33 protein-coding genes are annotated in these 18845 nt (G+C 61.8%); 30 read left to right on the forward strand and 3 right to left on the reverse strand.

Features of this window, described 5'->3' with window-relative positions; genetic code table 11:
• The 18 genes from ACIQU2_RS27360 to ACIQU2_RS27445 form a co-directional block, all read left to right on the forward strand.
• The coding region (locus tag ACIQU2_RS27360) for a glycoside hydrolase family 19 protein (protein ID WP_403145417.1) at nucleotides 1-404 on the forward strand (404 nt) is incomplete at its 5' end.
• On the forward strand, nucleotides 395-979 hold the full coding sequence (locus ACIQU2_RS27365; protein WP_403145420.1) for a lysis protein: 585 nt from the start codon (nucleotides 395-397) through the stop codon (nucleotides 977-979). The genes ACIQU2_RS27360 and ACIQU2_RS27365, both read left to right, overlap by 10 nt.
• A 375-nt stretch (nucleotides 980-1354) precedes the next feature.
• Nucleotides 1355-2365, forward strand: coding sequence for a hypothetical protein (locus tag ACIQU2_RS27370; protein ID WP_403145423.1), 1011 nt, complete (start codon nucleotides 1355-1357; stop codon nucleotides 2363-2365).
• 907 nt (nucleotides 2366-3272) lie between these two features.
• The gene (locus ACIQU2_RS27375) at nucleotides 3273-3476 is read left to right on the forward strand and encodes a hypothetical protein (RefSeq protein WP_403145426.1); all 204 of its coding nucleotides are present in this window, start codon (nucleotides 3273-3275) and stop codon (nucleotides 3474-3476) included.
• Between the two features lie 49 nt (nucleotides 3477-3525).
• Entirely contained in the window at nucleotides 3526-5016 is a 1491-nt protein-coding gene (locus ACIQU2_RS27380) for a KlcB family protein (RefSeq protein WP_403145429.1), read from the forward strand.
• Between the two features lie 126 nt (nucleotides 5017-5142).
• A complete protein-coding gene (locus ACIQU2_RS27385) occupies nucleotides 5143-5406 on the forward strand; it encodes a DUF551 domain-containing protein (RefSeq protein ID WP_403145431.1) in 264 nt (87 codons plus the stop codon).
• Nucleotides 5407-5423: 17 nt separating this feature from the next.
• Complete coding sequence (locus ACIQU2_RS27390; protein WP_403145434.1) at nucleotides 5424-5642, forward strand: hypothetical protein; 219 nt, start codon at nucleotides 5424-5426, stop codon at nucleotides 5640-5642.
• 14 nt (nucleotides 5643-5656) lie between these two features.
• On the forward strand, nucleotides 5657-5926 hold the full coding sequence (locus ACIQU2_RS27395; RefSeq protein ID WP_403145437.1) for a hypothetical protein: 270 nt from the start codon (nucleotides 5657-5659) through the stop codon (nucleotides 5924-5926).
• Nucleotides 5927-5971: 45 nt separating this feature from the next.
• Entirely contained in the window at nucleotides 5972-6208 is a 237-nt protein-coding gene (locus tag ACIQU2_RS27400) for a hypothetical protein (RefSeq protein ID WP_403145440.1), read from the forward strand.
• 176 nt (nucleotides 6209-6384) lie between these two features.
• Complete coding sequence (locus ACIQU2_RS27405; protein WP_403145443.1) at nucleotides 6385-6633, forward strand: hypothetical protein; 249 nt, start codon at nucleotides 6385-6387, stop codon at nucleotides 6631-6633.
• Between the two features lie 35 nt (nucleotides 6634-6668).
• Nucleotides 6669-6911, forward strand: coding sequence for a hypothetical protein (locus ACIQU2_RS27410; RefSeq protein WP_403145445.1), 243 nt, complete (start codon nucleotides 6669-6671; stop codon nucleotides 6909-6911).
• Between the two features lie 15 nt (nucleotides 6912-6926).
• Nucleotides 6927-7235: a hypothetical protein gene (locus tag ACIQU2_RS27415; RefSeq protein ID WP_403145447.1), complete on the forward strand. Its 309-nt coding sequence runs from the start codon at nucleotides 6927-6929 to the stop codon at nucleotides 7233-7235.
• Nucleotides 7235-7954, forward strand: coding sequence for a hypothetical protein (locus tag ACIQU2_RS27420; protein WP_403145450.1), 720 nt, complete (start codon nucleotides 7235-7237; stop codon nucleotides 7952-7954). Before ACIQU2_RS27415 ends, ACIQU2_RS27420 begins: the two co-directional genes overlap by 1 nt.
• A complete protein-coding gene (locus ACIQU2_RS27425; RefSeq protein ID WP_403145453.1) occupies nucleotides 7954-8382 on the forward strand; it encodes a hypothetical protein in 429 nt (142 codons plus the stop codon). The genes ACIQU2_RS27420 and ACIQU2_RS27425 overlap by 1 nt, the downstream gene beginning before the upstream one ends.
• Nucleotides 8383-8464: 82 nt before the next feature.
• Nucleotides 8465-8722, forward strand: a complete 258-nt coding sequence (locus tag ACIQU2_RS27430; protein ID WP_403145455.1) for a hypothetical protein — start codon at nucleotides 8465-8467, stop codon at nucleotides 8720-8722.
• Nucleotides 8719-8961: a hypothetical protein gene (locus ACIQU2_RS27435; protein ID WP_403145457.1), complete on the forward strand. Its 243-nt coding sequence runs from the start codon at nucleotides 8719-8721 to the stop codon at nucleotides 8959-8961. Before ACIQU2_RS27430 ends, ACIQU2_RS27435 begins: the two co-directional genes overlap by 4 nt.
• Nucleotides 8962-9123: 162 nt before the next feature.
• Nucleotides 9124-9768: an AAA family ATPase gene (locus ACIQU2_RS27440; protein WP_403145460.1), complete on the forward strand. Its 645-nt coding sequence runs from the start codon at nucleotides 9124-9126 to the stop codon at nucleotides 9766-9768.
• Between the two features lie 39 nt (nucleotides 9769-9807).
• On the forward strand, nucleotides 9808-10071 hold the full coding sequence (locus ACIQU2_RS27445) for a hypothetical protein (protein ID WP_403145462.1): 264 nt from the start codon (nucleotides 9808-9810) through the stop codon (nucleotides 10069-10071).
• Nucleotides 10072-10227: 156 nt separating this feature from the next.
• On the opposite strand, the gene ACIQU2_RS27450 is transcribed toward ACIQU2_RS27445, so the two are convergent.
• From ACIQU2_RS27450 to ACIQU2_RS27460, 3 genes are all read right to left on the reverse strand, one after another.
• Nucleotides 10228-10689, reverse strand: coding sequence for a hypothetical protein (locus ACIQU2_RS27450; RefSeq protein ID WP_403145465.1), 462 nt, complete (start codon nucleotides 10687-10689; stop codon nucleotides 10228-10230).
• Between the two features lie 26 nt (nucleotides 10690-10715).
• Entirely contained in the window at nucleotides 10716-11006 is a 291-nt protein-coding gene (locus ACIQU2_RS27455; RefSeq protein WP_403145468.1) for a hypothetical protein, read from the reverse strand.
• Nucleotides 11007-11330: 324 nt separating this feature from the next.
• Entirely contained in the window at nucleotides 11331-11990 is a 660-nt protein-coding gene (locus ACIQU2_RS27460; RefSeq protein WP_403145470.1) for an XRE family transcriptional regulator, read from the reverse strand.
• Nucleotides 11991-12119: 129 nt separating this feature from the next.
• Here ACIQU2_RS27460 and ACIQU2_RS27465 point away from each other — a divergent pair, with 129 nt between their 5' ends.
• The 12 genes from ACIQU2_RS27465 (at nucleotide 12120) to ACIQU2_RS27520 (ending at nucleotide 18756) form a co-directional block, all read left to right on the forward strand.
• Nucleotides 12120-12383 carry a hypothetical protein gene (locus ACIQU2_RS27465; protein WP_403145473.1) on the forward strand — a complete coding sequence of 88 codons (264 nt, stop codon included), beginning with the start codon at nucleotides 12120-12122 and terminating at the stop codon, nucleotides 12381-12383.
• Complete coding sequence (locus ACIQU2_RS27470) at nucleotides 12380-12979, forward strand: hypothetical protein (RefSeq protein WP_403145475.1); 600 nt, start codon at nucleotides 12380-12382, stop codon at nucleotides 12977-12979. Before ACIQU2_RS27465 ends, ACIQU2_RS27470 begins: the two co-directional genes overlap by 4 nt.
• 120 nt (nucleotides 12980-13099) lie before the next feature.
• A complete protein-coding gene (locus ACIQU2_RS27475) occupies nucleotides 13100-13471 on the forward strand; it encodes a hypothetical protein (RefSeq protein ID WP_403145477.1) in 372 nt (123 codons plus the stop codon).
• Nucleotides 13464-13676, forward strand: a complete 213-nt coding sequence (locus ACIQU2_RS27480; RefSeq protein ID WP_403145479.1) for a hypothetical protein — start codon at nucleotides 13464-13466, stop codon at nucleotides 13674-13676. Before ACIQU2_RS27475 ends, ACIQU2_RS27480 begins: the two co-directional genes overlap by 8 nt.
• An 8-nt stretch (nucleotides 13677-13684) precedes the next feature.
• Complete coding sequence (locus ACIQU2_RS27485; protein WP_403145481.1) at nucleotides 13685-14104, forward strand: hypothetical protein; 420 nt, start codon at nucleotides 13685-13687, stop codon at nucleotides 14102-14104.
• A complete protein-coding gene (locus ACIQU2_RS27490) occupies nucleotides 14101-14556 on the forward strand; it encodes a hypothetical protein (protein WP_403145484.1) in 456 nt (151 codons plus the stop codon). Before ACIQU2_RS27485 ends, ACIQU2_RS27490 begins: the two co-directional genes overlap by 4 nt.
• A 137-nt stretch (nucleotides 14557-14693) precedes the next feature.
• Nucleotides 14694-15959, forward strand: coding sequence for a tyrosine-type recombinase/integrase (locus ACIQU2_RS27495; protein WP_403145487.1), 1266 nt, complete (start codon nucleotides 14694-14696; stop codon nucleotides 15957-15959).
• 40 nt (nucleotides 15960-15999) lie between these two features.
• A complete protein-coding gene (locus tag ACIQU2_RS27500; RefSeq protein ID WP_403145489.1) occupies nucleotides 16000-16434 on the forward strand; it encodes a hypothetical protein in 435 nt (144 codons plus the stop codon).
• Nucleotides 16435-16665: 231 nt separating this feature from the next.
• The gene (locus ACIQU2_RS27505) at nucleotides 16666-16983 is read left to right on the forward strand and encodes a phage holin, lambda family (protein ID WP_403145492.1); all 318 of its coding nucleotides are present in this window, start codon (nucleotides 16666-16668) and stop codon (nucleotides 16981-16983) included.
• A gap of 121 nt (nucleotides 16984-17104) precedes the next feature.
• Entirely contained in the window at nucleotides 17105-17632 is a 528-nt protein-coding gene (locus ACIQU2_RS27510; protein ID WP_403145494.1) for a hypothetical protein, read from the forward strand.
• 4 nt (nucleotides 17633-17636) lie between these two features.
• Nucleotides 17637-17822, forward strand: a complete 186-nt coding sequence (locus ACIQU2_RS27515) for a hypothetical protein (protein WP_403145497.1) — start codon at nucleotides 17637-17639, stop codon at nucleotides 17820-17822.
• Nucleotides 17823-18012: 190 nt separating this feature from the next.
• Nucleotides 18013-18756 carry a hypothetical protein gene (locus tag ACIQU2_RS27520; RefSeq protein ID WP_403145500.1) on the forward strand — a complete coding sequence of 248 codons (744 nt, stop codon included), beginning with the start codon at nucleotides 18013-18015 and terminating at the stop codon, nucleotides 18754-18756.
• Nucleotides 18757-18845 lie beyond the last annotated feature (89 nt).

Consider the following 18845-nt stretch of genomic DNA (forward strand, 5'->3'; position numbering starts at 1 on the left):
ACGGCCGGGTCGACCCCGCCGAGGTCGAGGACGCCAAGGCCTACTTGCGCAACTCGGAAAAGATGGCCAACCGGGTCTACGCCGATCGGATGGGCAACGGTCCCGAGGCCTCGGGCGATGGCTACCGCTACCGCGCCCGGGGCGCGATCGGCATCACCGGCCGCGATATGTACCGACGGTGCGGCAAAGCCCTGGGGCTGCCCCTGTTGGACGAGCCTGAGCTTTTGGAGCAGCCGGAGTTCGCGGCGCTGTCGGCGGCCTGGTACTGGTGGGATCACGGCTTGAACGAGCTGGCCGACGCCGGCCTGTTCGATCGCATCACGCGGGTGATCAATGGCGGTAACAACGGCGAGGCCGATCGCCGTGCCCTGTGGGCCGTGGCCAAGGGGGTGTTATGTCTCTGATCGATCTGATTCCGCCGGCGCTGCGTCCCTGGGCGATCGCCCTGGTGCTGCTGGCGATCGCCGGTGCCGCTGCTGGCGGCGCGTGGACCGTCCAAGACTGGCGTTATGGTCAAGCGCTCGCCGAGCAGGGCCGGCAAGCGGCTGAGAAGGCGACCGCCGAGGCGCAGTCGGCGACGGCTCGCGCTGACGCGGTGACGGCCGCGCTGGTGATTGAGCAGGCCAAGCGCGTCGCCCTGGAGGGCCGCCTGAAGCTCAACGATGAAACCCATTACAAGGAACTGTCCGATGCAAAGAACACTCAGCACCGCCTGTCTGATCGCCTTGCCACTGCTGATGTCCGGTTGTCAGTCCTACTCGCCACCGGCCCCGGCCGTGCAGGCGGTGACGGGCTGTCAGCCGCTGCCAGCGCCGGCGGCGTGGTTCATGGAGGCACAAGAGCCGAACTTGACCCCGCGCATGCTCAGCGAATTATCGGCATCACCGGTGACGGCGATCGAGGATTGATCGCGCTGGCGGCCTGTCAGGGCTATGTGCGGGCGGTTTGGGCGGCCAGTCAGCGCCCGGCGCCGCCGTAGTCGACCGGCTGTCGGCTGGTCATACGCCTGAAACCTTTGATCGGTGACCGCTTTGGGGGCTACTATCGTGCGGCGTTGGTGGCCCATGGCTGGCCCGTCAGGCATGACGAAGTGTCGCCGGACGGCGAGCGGGGAAATTATTTAAACAGTTTAGATGTTCAAGACGGGGCGCCTTTGCTATTCTTTTGGCGTCCGGCATCTGCCGAGAGACAAGAATTTTAAGATTTACAAAGGCTTAGAAAAAAGAAAACCCCAGGCCTGCAAGCCTAGGGTTTTCGGTGATCGTTCCGCAAAAAACTCTGGAAGACCTCGACAAGGTTGGAGTTTAGTGGACGGTCCCCTTCGAAGCAAGCCTATTGCTTAGGGGAAAGCAGCATGTCCGCCATGATGGCCGAGGACAGCCCGCAGACTTTAGTCTGGGGTCGTTCACTTTATCCGTACCCGGGGCTTCACCTTGGGTCGGGAAACCGCTGTGGGCACGACCCACAAGCGCTGGCCGTCGATCGGCTAAGCCTGCACATCCCCAGCGGCGGCAACTGGCCGCGACTGATTCAGGTCGGAATCAACCGCATTCAAGCGTATTTCAGCAACCCCAAGGCCCTAGAGCCGCTGGCGTACCTGTCGAAAAAGCGCAATCAAGACGGCTCCAAGCGGCAGAATCGTAGTGAGGCGCGCGAAGGGCACGCCCTGGTCGTCTCGGTGATCTTTACCTACCTCGACCTTAAGTCGTTGCGGGTCGGCTACTACGCCACTAGCGGCGAGTTCGTCAGTATTTCCTTTTTGGACATCGCCCGGCGTTGCGCCATGACCTGCATGGTCAAGGACCGCGAAAACGAGGGGCAGGTTAAAGAGGTGCCGACTTCGCGTTTCTGGCGCACCGTGCGCGACCTGAAGGCCGCCGGCGTGATTTCCGTGTTTGAGCAGTACGAAGAAAAGGACGCCGGCAAACGCGCGTTAACCGCGATCAAGACGTTCAGCGAGAAATTCCTGCGACTGGTTGCCGGTTGGTCCGCCAAGCGCGTCGAGAAAGCCCGTCAGCGGGCGAATGCGCGGGTGGGCGGCTTCCTGATGGATGCCAGCAACGCCGGCGTGGAGAACGTCAACCAGCGCAAACAGTTGGTTAAAGAGATTCAATCAGCCAACGTCAAGCGCGAGCTGTTCGGCGCCCCGACCGCCAAGAATCGCGCCCCCAGCATCGGCAGCGCGCGCCCATCCGTCGAGGCGGCGCTGAAGCAGGAATACGCCGAGCTGGAAGCCAAGGTGCTGGCCAGCATTAAAGCCGCCCTGGGCCGTGCCCCGCGCACCTTGGAGCAGCTTAAATTGCAGGCCCAGCACGGCTGGCTGAGCTACGACGACTTTATGCGTCGACGACTCGGCGGCAGCTAGCCCGCCACCCTTCCCCCCAGCGTTAACCCTTCCCCCTGATCGCCGGGGCGCCTCTCTATGGGCGCTTGCTGGCGATTTTGCGTTGTACCCCCTCCGGCTTCCTCGGCCTTGGCCGGCAAACCCTCCCTAAACGCCCGTGGCGTGCCCAAAACGGTCGCCCGCCGCGCGCGATCCCCTGCCCGCGCCGGCCACGGCGCCGCGAGATCAAAATTAAGTCGTACCCCCCCAATATTAAGTCCCTCAAGAGTTGGATTAAGTCAGTGTTGGTCTTTCCCTCTGTACAACTAGAGAAGCATGGCCAGCCTGCGGCTGACCTAGTAATGCCTCGGCTATGCCGAGAACAGTCTGTTTGTGCCTGAGCTTCGCCCAGGCGGTTCGGCCGCCCGCAGTTCGTGCCTACGGCACGGCGGGACGTGGGTCGCTGAAGCATCCGCCGCCGTTCCGTCAGGAAGGCGCCTTCCAGTCGCTGTGGGTCGCGCTGGTAGCAATTACACCCGATAGGCCGAGTGTCGCCCCTTCGCTCCTTCACGCGCCGCCTTCGGCTGGCCTGTCGCGCAAGCGCTCCGGCGAACAGCGAGGGGGTGGGTCACGACGGGTGCCCCCTTCGGAGCCCTCGCCGCCTGCGAGTCCGCCGGGGCGAGAACGACGGTCAGGCTCAGGCGCTGACCGGGCGATCGCCCTGGGCGTGCTCACGCGGATTGTCAGCGATCGCCGGTCGGCGCTGGGCGATAGGCGGTGCCGGCATGGCGGACGAGGTCGCGTTGCCGAGCGCGGGCGTTGCAACCGTTAGGCGTAAAGGATGCTTTTAAAGAATTAAAAAGATATTGATTTAATATTAAAAAAGGTTGATTTGAGTATTCAGTCTCGGCATGATGATGGCCATCAAGTCGCTACCGGATTAGACCCAATGACCACCGCCCAGCTCTCGGCCCGCATGCAGCAAGTGGCCAACCAATTGCCCACCACCCGCTTGATTGAAGCCGTCCGCCTGATCGGCGGCACCGTCCTGCCCCCGGCCGAGAACATGACCCGCGCCGCGCTGTTGACGGCCTATCAGGCGCGCGAAGGCGATGTCGCCCTAGATGCCCTGATGGATGAAATCGGACTTTAAGGACAGTTGCCCCGGCCTGCCGGCCGGGGCGCACAGTGGAGTGCCCGCGATGGCCCGCAAGAAACCCATGCAATACGTCCCCCGGGAAGAGCGCCCCGAGTTCCTGGCGCTGGTCGCCGAGCTGGCCAACGTCCAGCCCGAGCAGTTCGCCGGCCTTGCCATGCAGTACGCCGAGAAGTACCACGACGCCGTGCTGGCCGGGCACGTTGAGGTGCTGGATCAGATGGAAAGCGCCTATGGCGCGCTGGTGTACAAGCTCAACGGCGAAACCATGATGGGCTGTATGGCTGATGCCGACAGTGCTGGTCATGTGCTGGCCCGGGCGGTGGCGGCCAGGCCGGGGCAGGTGCCGCGTTGGGGGCAGGCGGGCGAGTTTCTGCTGGAGGTGGAAGGGGTGCGCGTATGGGTGGTGATGACCGACGACATGCTGGGCAATCATCGGGCTTGTGATCTGCACGCGGTGGACTTGGATAAACCGTTTATCAGCGAAACGGGTTACCGCTCGGCGGGCCTGACCGTGACGTCCAGCCTCGGCGACACGGTGGATCAGTCAGCCCGGCGGATGGTGTTGGATGTGATGAAGTCCGAAGGGCGGTTGAAGGCGATCAAGGCGGATGCCTGGGCGCGCAGCAGTCCGAAAAAGCGCCCCGGCTGGCTGGCCGACGCCCTGGCCGGCGTGCGCCCGGACGGGCAACTGGCGATGTTCGGCGATGCGCCGAAAGATCCGAGCGCCAAGGTGGCACTGAGCAATGCCGAGCGGCAGCGCCGGCACCGGCAGCGGCTGAAAGAGCTGGCCGACACCGAAGGGCTCAAGGCCATTGCGCTGACCCAAACCGACCGCATGGTGTTGAGCCTGGGCCTGCTGGCCCATGAGGATCTGTTTCACCGGCCGAAGGATTGGGAAACCAGCAACAAGCCCGGGTTTGATTCATTGCTGGTCAAGCTATGGCCTGAGGGTGACAACGGCCGTTACTTGGCCGAGCCGAAGCGTAGTAGCTACCGGCCGGCGGCATTCCTGCGCGACGAGCTGGAGCGGCAGCGCGGCATGGTGCAGCGTCTGGAGGCGATCCAGCGCCAAGGCGGCGAGCTGGCGGCACGAGAACTGACGGACGCGCGGCGGGTGCCGGCGTGGGAAGCGTTGCCGAGCGATTTTGCGCGGGCGGCCTTGGCCATGGGCTTGTTGCGCTTGCGAAACAACCAGCACGCCGAATTGGTTCGCGCCGTCGAGCTGTTGCAGGCCCGTTTGCGCGATGCCGGCCTGAGCGATCGCGTGTCGACGGATAAAAAACAGTGGTATTGGAATGAGGCGACCCCGGCGGATTACCGAGCGACCGGTGCGCCGGAGTACATGGAGCGCATTCCGGCGGCGGCTAAGGTCGATGAGGCCGCTGAGCTGCGCCGCCAAGTGACCGACTTGCAGCGCGAAAACGCCCTGCTCGAAAGCGAGCGCAACAAGGCGCACAAGGCGATCAAGACATGGGAAGGCCGTCTCAAGGCGGCCGGCCTGCCGACGGACTACCGCAAGCAGTCAGGCGAATAGCCCCGGCGTTACCCGTCACGCCGCGAACAAAATCCCGGCACCGGAAAAGTTTTGCCCTTATTTGGAATAACTTTTCCGCCGGCCCTGAACCTGTCAACTTTTCGCACACATCAAGGAACCCCTATCATGAACGAATGGATCGACTGCAACGAACGCCTGCCGGAATGCCCGCATGAATGCACCACCGATGACACGATGGTGTCGCATACGGTGCTGGTCACCGATGAGCGCGACCCGTCGACGTTAGGCATGGCGCACATGCGCGAGGATGGAACGTGGAAGCTCTACGGCGGCGAGCATGACTTTATGCACGTCGAAGCCGTCACGCACTGGCAGCCGCTGCCGAGGTCGCCGGCCTTTGAGCGGGCCAAGATTCGCCCGACCAACTGAAAGGAACCCCCGCCATGATGAATGAGAAATCCCCAACTGTGACCGAGCTGGACGCCGTGCCCCTGGAGCAACTGTTAGAGCGCCATGGCCTGGGCGTGGCGCCGATCTGGCGCGAAGGGCGGTGGCAGTGGGCCGCGTATGTGGCCCGGCTGAATGAGCCGACCGACTGGGCCTATGCCGAAAGTCCGCGCGCAGCCTGTTACTTGGCCATTGCCGCGCTGCCGCCATCCCCGTGACCGGAGTGGCCGCCATGCCCGACTTGGTGCCCTGTCATTACCATTCGCTGTGCGGGCAAATGGTTGAGCCGCATCCGTGGGATGGCTTCTGCACGGGTTGTGCGGCGGCCATCGATGACGAGAACCAGACACGCTGGGAGCAGGAGGAATGGGATCGCGAAGACGAGATTCGCGACCTTAAGGAAGCCGGGCTGTATGAGCAGGCAGTGGCGCGCGCCAAGGCCATGGCGGCGGCTGATCCGATTCCGTTTGAGTCGGAGCCGTCCGACCGCCCGAGCGAGTGACCCGCGCGTTACCCCTAACGAACCGAACTGAAAGGAACCCCCGCCATGCCAATGATCGACAGTGACAAGTTCAAGACCGAGCTGGACAACTTCGACGCCGCGCGACAGGCCTGGCGCGCCGCCGTGGAGACGCTGCCCAAGGACAATAGTGCGTCGGACTGGCAAGAGTTGGAGCGCTTGAGTCTGGCCGTCGGCCGGGCGCGGGTAGAAATGGACAGCCTTGCCTGGGTGGTGGCGTGCAAATTGTTCGATGAAGTCGAGCGCGCGCGCCGTCCGGAGTGAGCCGGCGCGTTACGAGTAACGGCGTTTATGTTCAATGACCCCCGTCGCCTTATGAGGTGCCGGGGGTCTTTTTTTGTGCCCGAGAGAATCACTTTTAGGTAAACTGATGCATCACTTTATGCCTAAATGATTTTAGGCGCAGTCCGACCCTTTGCCGAACCGGAGAACCGTCCGCCATGACCCCGCTCGATGGCCCGCACATTGATCCGCTGGTGTTGCTCTCACAGCATCTGTTTGACCCGATCCTGTTTGCCCCTGACCTGAAGGCGCTGGCCAGCGCCCGGGACGAGGTACTGGCCGAGCTGCGGCGTCTGGTCGGGGCCGGCGAGCTGGACATCAACCGCGCCCGCCAGTTGCGCGCCCTGGCCGTGCTGAACGCGACCGCCCGCTTGCGGCATATGCCGTTGACATCGACCGGCGCGTGACGCGTCACCCACCCTCTAAAAAGGAGATTCAGCCCATGCAATTGCTTTCGAAAGAAGACTTTCATGCCGTTGTCGGCACCTGCCGGGACTGCGGTGCCGAGGTCGCACACTACGTGTGCAATGACGGCCTGATCGCGGCGCGCCCGGCGGCGGCTGAATGGGATTGGTGGCTGGCCTGCACCAACGAGGCGTGCGCGCATCACCAGGGCGAGGGGGTGTTTCAGGATTACCCCGCGTGGCTGGTGCCCGCGCCGCGTGATGCGTCACCCACCATCTAAAAAAGGAGATTCACCATGCCGCACGTCTTTCACCCGAGCCAGCCCATCCCCGAATGGGTCGCCCAGGCCGACCCGGTCACCAATCTGATCGCCTTTTGGGTCGGCGACATGGACATTTACGCGGCCTTGAGCCCCGAGCATGCGCTGGCGTTGTGCGTCGAGCATTCGGCCATGCCCGATGCTTACGATCTGGACGACGTGCTGGCCGTGTGCGCCAAAACGTTGGACCTGCCCATGGTCGAGGAAGACGGCACGCCGGCCGGCACCTTGCGCGAGCTGCTGGCGGCCACCACGGAGCCGGGTTGGCTGGCGGGGTTTGAATAATGGCCGCGTCCAAGGTGTACACCCCGACCGATGTCACCGTGACGGTGATCGGTGAATCGGCCGACCCGGCGGTGCTGGCCCAGGTCGAGGGGTTTTTGGCTGCGCCGCGCTCGGCGACGTTTGCGGTGACGTTCTGCGCGTCGCCGGCGGCGCATGACGACCCGCTGTTGCCGGCGGTGACACGCTTTGTCGCCGCCCGGCCCTTTACCGGCCCCGGGGCGCTGAGGCGCCGTTTCGGCATCGGCCTGCAGCGTGCCCGCTGCCTGCTGACGGTGCTGGTAGAGCAGCGTCTGGTGCGTGGCCATTGGTGTCGACGGGCGGCGATCGCCTTTCTGAATGACAGCGAGGTGTGGGCCTTTCGCATGTACCGGGTGCAGCCGTGGGCTTGGGCCAGCCTGCCCGTGCCCACGGTGTCGCAAAGGCAATGCTGGGCCAGCGGCTTGATCGGTGAGCTGGACAAGTTCGCCGAGTGCGGCAGTCTGGAGCAGGTACGGCAGCACGTTTGGTTCATTGAATCGCTGTTGACCCGGGTGCAAGCCATGGGCCTGAACGCGGCTGAGGTCGCCCCGTATCGCCGGCAATTGATCGAGTGCGCCGGCGCGGCGCGGCGCCGGCTGTTGCCGCGCTGGCGTGAGGGGGTGGCGCTGTTCGGTGCGGAGTTTTTCGGGGTGGCCGACGACGTCTATCCGGTGTCGGTGACGATCGAGGTCGTCGAATAATGGCAGCGAAGAAAGCCAAAAATATGACCTTGGGCCACGCCCAGGGGATGGAGGCCCGGGCGATGCAGCTGATCGGGCGGGTGGAGCAGGTGCAGACGGCCGAGGAGCTGGAAGAGGCCGGCCAGTACGTGAAATGGGTGGTGGAAATGATGGTAGAGGAAGGCTATCACCCGATCGCTGCCGAAGGCTTTGCCATGCACGGGCGCCGGGCCGTCGCGGCCGCCCAGGTGCGTCTCGGTGTGAGTGCGGACGGTGTGGCCCAGCCCGGGGCGAATGCCCGCGGCCTGCATGCCGGGCACTTCAAATCGCGGCTGAAAAACATGGTGGCGATTCTGAGCAACTACACGCCGGCCGAGTTCGCCCGCGAGTGCGCACGCCTGGCGCGCAGCGCGGACCCGCGCGTGTTGCAAGAGGATGAATTCCAATGACTGTCCGGCGTTACGGTAACGGCGCCGCCTTCTGGTAGGCTGCGCCGGTTGGTCGGGCGGGTTTTGAGTTGAGGGGGTAAGGGTGGCGTTTTCGTATGTGGGGCCGGCGGTGTTGACGTTCGCCCAGGTGGACGGCGCCGAGGCCGAGGCGGCGGTGAGTGTGACCCTCGGGGAAACCCTGCCCGGGTTGTTTGAATTGTCCTTTCCGTATGCGTTGCCGGCGTCCCTGGACGCGGTGCGGGTGATCTTGCCCGGTGGGCAGGGGCTGGGCGGGGAGGTGCGTTACCTGGGCGCGTCGTCACTGACGTTCTGGTCGGCTGATCGCCCGGGGTCGCCATGAAGCGCAAGGGCTTCGACGAAGGGCAGTTGCTGGAGCTGATCGCCGGCGGTTCGGTGCGTGAGTGCAAGGTGGCCCGGCATGGTGAGCGCTGGGCGGTTTATGTGCGCCTCGGCGGGCCGGCGTCGCACTGGCTGGCCGTGCGCTCCCAGCGCGAAGCGGTGCGCACCTGGGCCAGCCTGGACACGGTCGAGCGCTTCACCTCGGGCGCGGGCATTCGGGTGTTTGCCGTGGAGTCGTGACCGGTCACACGGACAAGAAAAAGCCCCGATCCAGTCGGGGCTTTTTTATGCGCGGGCGTTCGGTTGGTTTGCTGTCTGCATCTTTCTTTAATTGACATACGGTGCGTTATCGCTACGATGCGCATACGGTTTTAATATTAAAAAACTATGCGAGGGCGTGACATGACAGTTATGGTCGTAGGGAATACCAAGGGCGGCGTGGGCAAGACCACGACGGTGGTTAATATTTCCGCTGAGCGCGCTCGCGCCGGGCGTCGGGTGCTGGTGGTCGATGGTGATCGTCAAGCGACCGCGCAAAAGGCGATCGCCATCCGTGACGGCGGGGGGCTGCTGCCGGCGATCGCCTGTGCGACTTACGCGGATGGGCCGGTGTTGCGCTCCCAGGTGCTGACGCAAATGGATCTTTACGACGACATCATTATCGATGCCGGCGGCCGGGACTCGACCGCCTTGCGGGCGGCGATGTCGCTGGCTGACGTGCTGCTGATCCCGTTTGAGCCGCGCAGCTTTGAGGTGTGGGCCTTGGAAGACATCGCCGCGCTGGTGGATGAAGTGCGCAGCGTGCGGGATGGGTTGCGGGTGTATGCCTTCTTGAACAAGGCGGAGTCCGGTGTGATGTCTGCGGACAATCGGGCCGCGTCCGAGGCCTTGGCCGACTACCCGCAGATTGAATACCTGTCTAAGAAGTTGGTGCTGCGCAAGGCGTACTCCAATGCGGCCGGCGCTGGCATGTCAGTGGCCGAGGTCAAGGACAAAGACCCCAAGGCGATCGCCGAGTTAAAGGCGCTTATTGCCGCTGTATTTTGATATACAATTAATCTGTTTTTAATATTGGAACAAACGACCATGACCATTTCCAAGAAACCGAAAATCACGCCGCCGGTGAAGGACATCGACACCTTTATTCAGGCCGCGCCCGATGCTGTCGCCAAGGGGCCGGGCGTGAAGAAAGGCAACAAAGTGCAAATCAGCCTGACCATCGATCCGGCGCAATTGAAGCGCGTCGACGACATGGCCGATGAGCTGAGCATGGGCCGTGCTGGCCTGATCAATATGGCGATCAACAACATGCTGGCCAATGGGGTCAGTCTGGCGCGGCCGAAGGACTAAGTCGGTAAGCGGTAGGGAATGGCGGAACGGGTTGTTAATGCGTTAGTAACCCGCAAATAGAATTAAAAAGGCCTTGTTAGGATATTAAAACAATATCCTAACAAGGCCTTTTTTTTGTTTCTGTTGGTTGAGGGTGCTACGGGGAAAGGCGAGGGGTTAGCTCGCCATGCGCAGGGCGCTGGCCATCTGGAAGCACTCGGCCATGCGCGCGCTTTCGTGATGGTCACCGGGGCCGCTGGCGGCGCGGCCGACACTGGCGCGGGCCAGTCGTGAGGCGGGAGCGGTACGACCGCCGCGCCGGGTTTGGTTGCGGTTGCCGTCGTCGACGTGTTCGGTGACGCACAGGACCGACAGCAGCAGGCACAGCGCGCGAGGGATCAGGACGCCCAGGGTGAAGGCGCGGGCAATCATGTGGGGGTGAGTCTTGGCGCCGAGTTTGTCTTTGATGGTGCGTTCCAGCAGTCGGAAACTGCTGCTGTCGACGCCAAGCAGCGCGCCGATGGTGTTGGGGGTTTCACCATCGGCCAGGCCTACCAGTACGCGTAACTCGGTGTCATTCAGCGCCTGCCCCGGCCGCCCAATAACGTCTTCGCCTTGAATTTCCATTTCAGCGTACATCGTATGTTTCCTTATCCCCGGGATAATTAGGCGGCTTTTTGGGTTTCGAGTTGGCCTGCAAGGTTGGCCAAAATTTGGAGTCCTTGGCGCAGCTCGGCGGCTAAGTCAATGATCAGTTGCAGGGCTTCATCGTGGTCGCCGGTATCGATAGCGCGGGCGGCAATGGCCTCGATGCCACCGGCAGCGGCTGCTTTTCGGTTGACCGTTATGCAGATCAGGCGTTGGGTGTCTTCGGTAAATAGGACGACGCCGGCGCTGCTGCCGAGAGAAAGGGAGGTGAAGGAGGAAAAACTGGGGGTCAAAAGTCCTGTTGTCATTTCAGATTACTACCTTGCATTCTGTTATTTACAGTTAAATTGTAAATCGTGAGTAATTCGTGCCCCGGATTGGTGCGTTTTGCTGTTTCTGGCTGTGGCGATCGGTCGCGGCCGGGCCTCAGTGGATCCAAGTGCGCAACTATAGAGGTCGCCGCGAGTGATGGCAAAAGGCAATTACTACAGGGGTTTGCACGGCTTGTTCGGGCGTCTCACGAGATTTACAGAGAGAAAAATCAGGTCAGATGGAACTTTTATCTTATTTCTGTTTTGAACAGTTTAACTGTAAATTGGCGGCACGGCAAAGCCCCTTAAGCGGGGCGTTTACTAGCGTAAATGAGTGATCATGCGGACGCGACCGAGGATTTGCAGAGCTTGCAGTTCTTCCAGCGTCAGGGGTTGGTCTGGGTAGCGATCACTTCGCTCAGCCTGGATCAAGTAATTACCATCCAGCGTTTGGCGAATCCAGCGCAGCCACAGGCGGCCATTGACCATAATGGCGAACACATCGTTACGCGTAACAGTGGTTTCGCTGAGGTCAATTACCGCCCGATCGCCTTCTTCAATAATGCCCGCCATCGCGTCGTCAGGAGCAACGACCGCCAGCATGTTGTTTTTGTCGAGCTTGATGCTTTCCAGAAAGCGCATCCGAAACGCAAGGGCGTTATCGCCAAGCTTGACCAGTCCGTTCCCGCTTGTGACGGTCGATATCGTTGGCACCGCATATTCGCGGGTCTCGGGCGCCTTGCCATCATCATTGGTCAGGCCTGCCAGATATGCCGGCGGCTTGTCTAAAACCTGGCCTAGCGCAAATAGCATCTCCAGTGGCGGGATATTTATGCCGAGTTCCCAATTTCCGTACCGTGAAGCAATCACGTTTTTGCCCGTGAGCTTTGTCAGCGCGGCGCCACATTCGGCGAAAGTCCATCCCTTGTGTGTTCGGGCCGCCTTGAGTCTTTTCTTGATGGTCTCTTTGATGTCAAACATTGGCGTCTCTTTAGGAATCATTCCAGTCCGCAAATATACAGCCAAAGTGTAAAAAACACTAAAAAGAACTTGTGTTTGGTAACTAGGCTGTCCAATATAAACAGCAAATCTGTTTAAAACGGAATTGCTGTGGAACTGAACGCCTGGATTAATAGTCTCGCGCCCATTGGCGCGTCTCAGGTGGCTGCCGAATTGCTGGGCGTTAAACGTCGCACGGTCGATTCATGGCGCCGCTTCGAGGCGCCGCCTTCTTTTCAGGCGGCCTTGAACATCGTGATAGTGACGCGCGGTGTGGTCGACTTTAACGGCATCTATACCCCGTTCTGGAACGCGCTCATTGAGGGTAAGGCCAAGTTCACGCTTCCCGGCCAAGACCTGAGTTTCAAGGAATGAATGCGCGGCCGTTTCCCGTAGGCCTGTCAGAAATGGTCATTGGCCGCAAGATCGAGCAGCGTTTCGGCTTGCTCGGTCTTGGTCGGCTGCTGAAGCTGGTCGAGCTGGTCGTCGTGCGCGCCGATAGGTCGACCACGGCGCCGGGGCTGTCTGCCGTAATGGCCTGGGGGGATTTTCTGGCGGCCCTGAGCTGCAATCAGGAAGACGCCGGCGAGTTCCTCAGCTACTGCGATCACGCCCGGGTGCTGGATCGCGGCGATGAGGGCGGGCGGCTGCGCCTGACGTTGGTTGGGGAGCTGGTCGCTCGATTGATCCCGCCGGATGCACCCGCTCAAGCCGTGGGCGAGCGCCTTCTGTTTAACACCGACAAGCAGTGGGTGGAGTGGTTTAAGTCTGACCTGAACTGCCCGCCCTACCTGCTCAACGATTCTGCCACCCGTCAACTATTCCGCCGCTGGTGCGTGACGAACGTCACCGTCGACGAAGTGGAGGCCGCCACCGAGCGCGCCATTAAGGCCGGTGAGGCGCCGCACCCGGCTGTCTTGCATGACCATCTGAAGGCCCTTCGCCTCGACAAACTTCGCGCGCTCGCTTGAGTGCGCAGCAAGGGGAATGCTGTGTTTTTGATTGCTTTATCTGGCGGTGAAATAGCCGACCGCGAACGCGTCACCGATTGCCTTGTGGGGTCCGGCAAGGCCCGCTTGGCTGGCTTTGCCATGAATCCACCGACGCGCCGTGGGGAGGTCAGCAAGAAGCTGCCGCCGCTGGATGGCGCCACCCGTTCGCAACGACTGGCGCAGGCCATCGACGGGCTGGAGTCGCGACCGCCGGTGGCGGGCGGGCTGGTGATCGTGCATTGCCTGACGCCGGAAGAGGCGGACGTGGTGCGTGAGAGTGGCGGCGAGGTCTGGCACGTCTATGGCGCTAAGCCCTCGGCCCTGGTGCCGATCCGCCGCGCCGATCGCATGGTGACCCTGGGGGAAAACGGCTTTGGGCATGTGCTGGCGCCGCTGGAAGCGTTGTCGGAGTACCTGCTGACCTTGGGCTTGGCGTCGCGCTCCGGCGTTCGTCGGCGGGCCCGTGCGTGAGCTAAGCCGGGCGCTCCCGGCCTATGCCTACGGTGACCCGGCCAAGATCGTCGAAGCCCAGCAAATCCGCGCGGGCGGCTGTGCGTTCTGTGAGCGCTCAGAAACGGTATTCGGGGTGCAAGTGTGCCTCAGTGGTTTGAAGTTCCCGGCCTGCCGCCGTGACACCAAGAAAGGCCACAAGCTGACGGTTAGAGCCGGCGGCTAGGGGGTTCGATGGCAAGGCGTGGACGTGGTCAGGGGGCTTTAGGGTATGAGCTGTGGGCTCAGTGGTGTGCCTCCGGCGGCACGGCCAGTGCAGGCCGCTCGATGTTGGCCAAGCTGATCGACAACAAGGGCGAGCTGTTCTTTGGCGGTGCGGGGGACTCCAGTGAGCCGGCCGACTCCCTTGAGGCCCAAATCGAGGCGGCCGTGGTCGTCATGGCGATCGCCAGTCCGCTGTGTGCCGACGTGCTGCGCCTGGAGTACGACGCCGGGTGGTGGGGGGTGGTGACGCGGCGCGGGATCAAGGATTACGACCCTCGGGGGGTGGGCCAGTTCGAAAAGGCCGACGCCCTGGGGATCAGCTTCGCCACCTATAAGCGCCGGCTTTCTGAAGCCCGCGCCATTATCGAAAATCAGTTGGGGGCTCAATGAATCTTCACCCGTTGTTTGCTGGCTTCAAAGGCGAAAGCCCTTACGCTGTGGGGGCCGCCCTGGGCTTTGCCATTCACGTCGAGACGGCGCTGGGCCCGTTGCCGGCGGCGCTCGATCCTCGGCAGCGTGAGCGCACCCGTGAAGGCGGTGATCTGGCCGATTTTCAATTCGCCGGCGGCTGGGGCGCGCCCGGGGCGCATTGCCTGATGTTCGCCAAGCCGCTGACCCGCATGGCCGCCGCGTGGTGGCGGGCCGGTGAGGCTGAAGTCGTCCACGCGCCAAAATTGGGGTGGGATGCGATTGTTGATCTAGTGAGTGAGGTTCTGGGTTGCGAGTACGAGCGAACCCCGGGTTTCCATATTGGCCACCAGATGCCCGGTATCAACTTCAACTCTCTGGCCCGCATCATTGACCGTGTCCGCCACTGCCCGGACTGCGCAGCGATCCACTAAGGCGCAGCCCTGCACCTTTTAGAAAATAAGCGAATCCATTAGCGACCCCGGCGCCTTGCGCGTCAGGGCTTCGCTTGGCCTGAAGAAAGACAACGCCGCCCGCCGGCATGGCCGTGGGCACCAACGAGGCTTGCACCATGGCAACACTCAACGTCTCCCTGTCCGATGCGGTCATTAAGCGTTATGCCGAAGATCCGAGCATTGATGAGCTGAACGACCCCCGGCACCCGCTGCGCTTTCGTTACCGTAACGATCGAGCAAGGGGCAGTTGGCATGTGGTCCGGCATGACAAGGGCGACATCTGGAGAAAGGCCGCGAACTGGCCCGACGTGCCGGCCCGCCTGATGATCGACAGCGTACCGGCGGTGCTGGCTCGTTTGATGGCTGATCCGAAGGCGGTGGCCACCGTGGATGGCTGGGAGCGGGTTGGCCAGGTGCTGGGCTGGTACGTCGAGCGCCTGAAGGCGGATCGGGGTCTGTCCAAGGATCGCCGGGCGACCTCGATGTCACTGATCAACCGCCAGTTGCTGCCCGCCCTGGGCGAACTGCACCTGAGCAAACTCAATCCCGACACCCTCGACCGCCACCTGATTTGGCACATGCAGGAAGAGTACAGCCTGGGCTATGTCAAGTCGGCGTTGGACGTGCTGAAGGTGGTGTTTAACCGCGCACTGACCCTCAAGAAAATCACCGTCAACCCCATGGCCGGGGTGACCTTCGGCAATTTCACCAAGGCCAAGATCCGCCCCAAGGGCGCGCGCTTGCGGCATGTGGCCGTGGTGGATCTGCTGGCCGAATGGGCCGAGGCCTTCGCGATCGATGCGGCCGGCGTAGCCCTGATGGTGCTGATGCTGACCCATGCAACCCGCATCACTGAAACGCGCTTGGCCAAGTGGAAAAACATTCATTTGGATGCCGGGGAGTGGTTCATTCCCGGCGCTGACACCAAATCCAAGCGTGACCATCTGTTGCCGCTGACCCCGCAAGCCGTGGCCTTTCTGGAGCGTTACAAAGAAAAGCAAAAGGCGAGGGGGTATGACGGGGCCTATCTGTTTCCGTCCACCGCGCACGCTGGCCGTCCGATGTCCCGTAGTCAGGCCTTCGCCGTGTTCACCCGTTACGGCGCCGGCGAGTGGACCAGTCACGACCTGCGCAAACTCGCGCCTTCTATATGGGCAAACCTTGGCGTCGATCCGCTGGTGGGCAAGCTGTTGCTCAACCATTCCACGACCGATCTGGAGCGCACCTACTTTCAGGCCATGGGCGAGCAGGTCAAGCGCAACGGTCTGGAGCGCTGGCACGGCTGGCTCGATGCGCAGGGTTTTGATGCGTTGCAGGACAAGACAGGAGCAAGACGCGCGGTTAAGCCCACTGCCGTGGACCCGGCGGGATGGCTGGCTTAGCGCCCAAAACCAAAATTAATCATATAAGAGGATTTTAAATATGACCGAGGCCCGAAGAATCGACCCGGATCTGGAAGACCGCGCCGCCGACGTTTTGCAGGCGGCCGGAGTTGTGACGTGTCACAGCGCTGAAGAAATGAAGCGGGAAGCGGCGGCGACTCGCAAGGCCGAGCAGCGCGAACGCGAAAAAGCGGCCGGAGTTGAGGCTTTCGAGTTGAAACTGGGCCCGGCGGAACAGGCCTTTTTGGCTGAAGGCCGCAAGGCGCGCGGCTCTCAGGGCAAGCCCTATACCGCAACCGAGTATCTTTCGACGCTGCTGCGAAACGACAACCGATTGCTGCAGGACCAGCTCGGGAAGTTAGCGGGACGAACGTGCAAAAACTGTCAAAAGCCACTGCCACGGGGCTGCGGTGGGGTTTGGGGTCGTGAGCAACGGTGTCTGTTGGCTCGATCGGAGATCGCCCTGGAGCTGTGAGGGCAGAGCAAAAAACGCAGGGTTGACAGTATTCGGGTTTAACACGATTAATGTTTTTTACAGGATTGCTGTTTACAGGCGTGAGCTTTTCCCCTACTCTTTGCTCCATCGTGGTGTTTTTGCGGACACGGCGACCTTATCAGCGAACTCCCTTTAGCCCCCGGCCCTCACAGGTCGGGGGTTTTTTTATGCCCATTCCCCGTGCTTCGGGAGAAAAACGAGATGCCAAACATGCCCCCAGAAAAAGACCCGACTTTCTGGGTCATTGTCATTGCAGCCCTCAAGGATCACGGTTTTGCCGGCTTGCTGGCTTTCGGTCTGAGCTATCTGCGGATTCTTTACGACGACAAAGAGCCGCGATGGGATCGACGTCTGATTGAGGCGTCGCTGGGCGGTGTGCTGGTGTTCCTGGTCGGTGTCGGTGCCGAGAAGTTCGGCATGGGTGGTGGGCTGTCTTACGCCGTCGCCGGATTTGTCGGGATTCTCGGCGTCGAGTGGGTTCGCCAGATTGGCCGGCGCTGGGCTGAGAAAAAGGCGGATGCGCTGTGAGGCGCAGCCCGCTGGTGACGTTGTTGGTGGTCCTGCTGGCTTACGCCTTGACGGGGCATGTGGATTGTCGAGAGTCGGAAGCCTGTCAGGCGCCGGCCGTTACGCATAACGAGGGGTTCAAATGAGCAATAACGCTGTTACGTTTTTGGTTGTAGCCGAGGCTGGCCGTGAGCCACAAAAAGTGGTCGCCGAAGCAATGACGATGGATCGCAGTGAGGTCACTTTCTGGGGTGATCATCAGCACGTTGCTGCTCGGTTTCCAAGGGCTGTGTCGGTGACTATTGAGCGGACAGATCCTGTTCCGGCGCCGGGGTTGAGTGAGACGAAGCCGAATGAAACCGTTTTTGTCATTGTGGATCGTGCCGGTCTCCACCATAGCGTGACGGCCGATCGCATGTTGACTGAAGGCCGGGAGGTGACGTTTACCGTTGCTGGGCGTGAGGTGGGCAGTTTCTTTGATCCGATGTCGGCAAAGCTCGCGACGTTCGGTGATGCGGCCGAAGTGAGCGATCTGGTGCCGGGCATGGCCTGTGTCACCAATATTCAATCTACTGCACGCGGTCTTGTGCCGGTTAGCTGGGCGCTGGTGGGTGTGGTGGCCGCTCTGGCCTGTTTGAAGGTCTATGAGCTGTTTTGGTTCGGTGGGTGATTCGGTGAACGAGGACGCTATTTACTACCAGATGAAGGGCTTGCTTAGCGAAATGGAGCCTGAAGAGCAGGCCGCCATTGAGCAGGCTTGCGCCGAAGTGCTGGCGATCGCCAAGCGTTCGGATCTGGCCCTGGTGGGTGTCAGTTGGGCCTGTGTCATCCTCAAGCGAGAGCAAAAAGCCATGAAGTAAGCCGCTGGTCTTCTCGGCCGTACAGAGACGGGTTTTCCACCCGAGAGCTGGAACGCTTGGCACGACGAGAGAATATCGAGCCTGGAGCGCGTCATGAGCTGCTGACCCCGAAAGCGGCCAACGAGCCTACTAGAACGGCCTGTGAGCGCAGGCGCCGGAGACGTAACCGGCACGCATTCAAGGAGGCTGCATGTTCAAGATCGACCTAGCGTTAGACGCGGCGCCGATCACGGCAGCCTTTCAAGAGTTGGAACAGAAGCACCTGCCTTTCGTGTTGGCCCTGACCGCGACCCGGCTGGCTCAGCGGGTCAAGAAGGGCACCATCACGGTGATGAAGCAGCGCCTGGACCGGCCGACACCGACCACGCTCAATAGCCTGTTTGTGAAGTACGCGGTCAAGAACGGCAAGCCCGCTGAGGTCTATTTCAAGGATTCATGGGCGTCAGGCATTCCGGCCGACACCTACCTACAGCAAGCGGTAGGGGGTGGGAAGAGGCCGCATAAGCGGTTCGAGAAGGCGTTGATCGCACGCGGCATCATGCGCGGCAGTGAGTACGCCATACCGACCGGGCCCTTTATGAATCAGTACGGCAACGTGTCACGCGGCACCATGACCAAGATACTTTCGGGCTTAGGTGCGGCAGAGACACGGACCGGCTACCAAGCCAATGCCAGTGACAGCGCCCGAAGCAAGCGCAAGGGCAATGCCCATCGCTTCTTCTCAGGTGAGGTGGATGGTGCGCGTGGTGTGTGGGAGCGCAAGACGATGGGCATGGGTGATGCAATCCGTCCGGTCTTTGTCTTCAGCGCCTCGGCGCCCAGTTATCGCACTATCTTCCCGTTCTTTAAGATCGCCGAGAACATCGTGAAGGCCAACTACTCGGCCGAGTTCGCGGCGGCGTTCGCTCAGGCCACGGCCACCGCGAAACCCTGACCCTTGGAGGTCTGGCATGTCGAGCAGGGTCGCCCTTCGTGCGGACTTGCCCCGTTTCGGGGCGGCCCAGCGAAAACCAAAAGGTACTC

It is taken from the genome of Pseudomonas sp. NPDC098740, from assembly GCF_044760065.1.
Lineage (GTDB): Bacteria > Pseudomonadota > Gammaproteobacteria > Pseudomonadales > Pseudomonadaceae > Aquipseudomonas > Aquipseudomonas rossensis.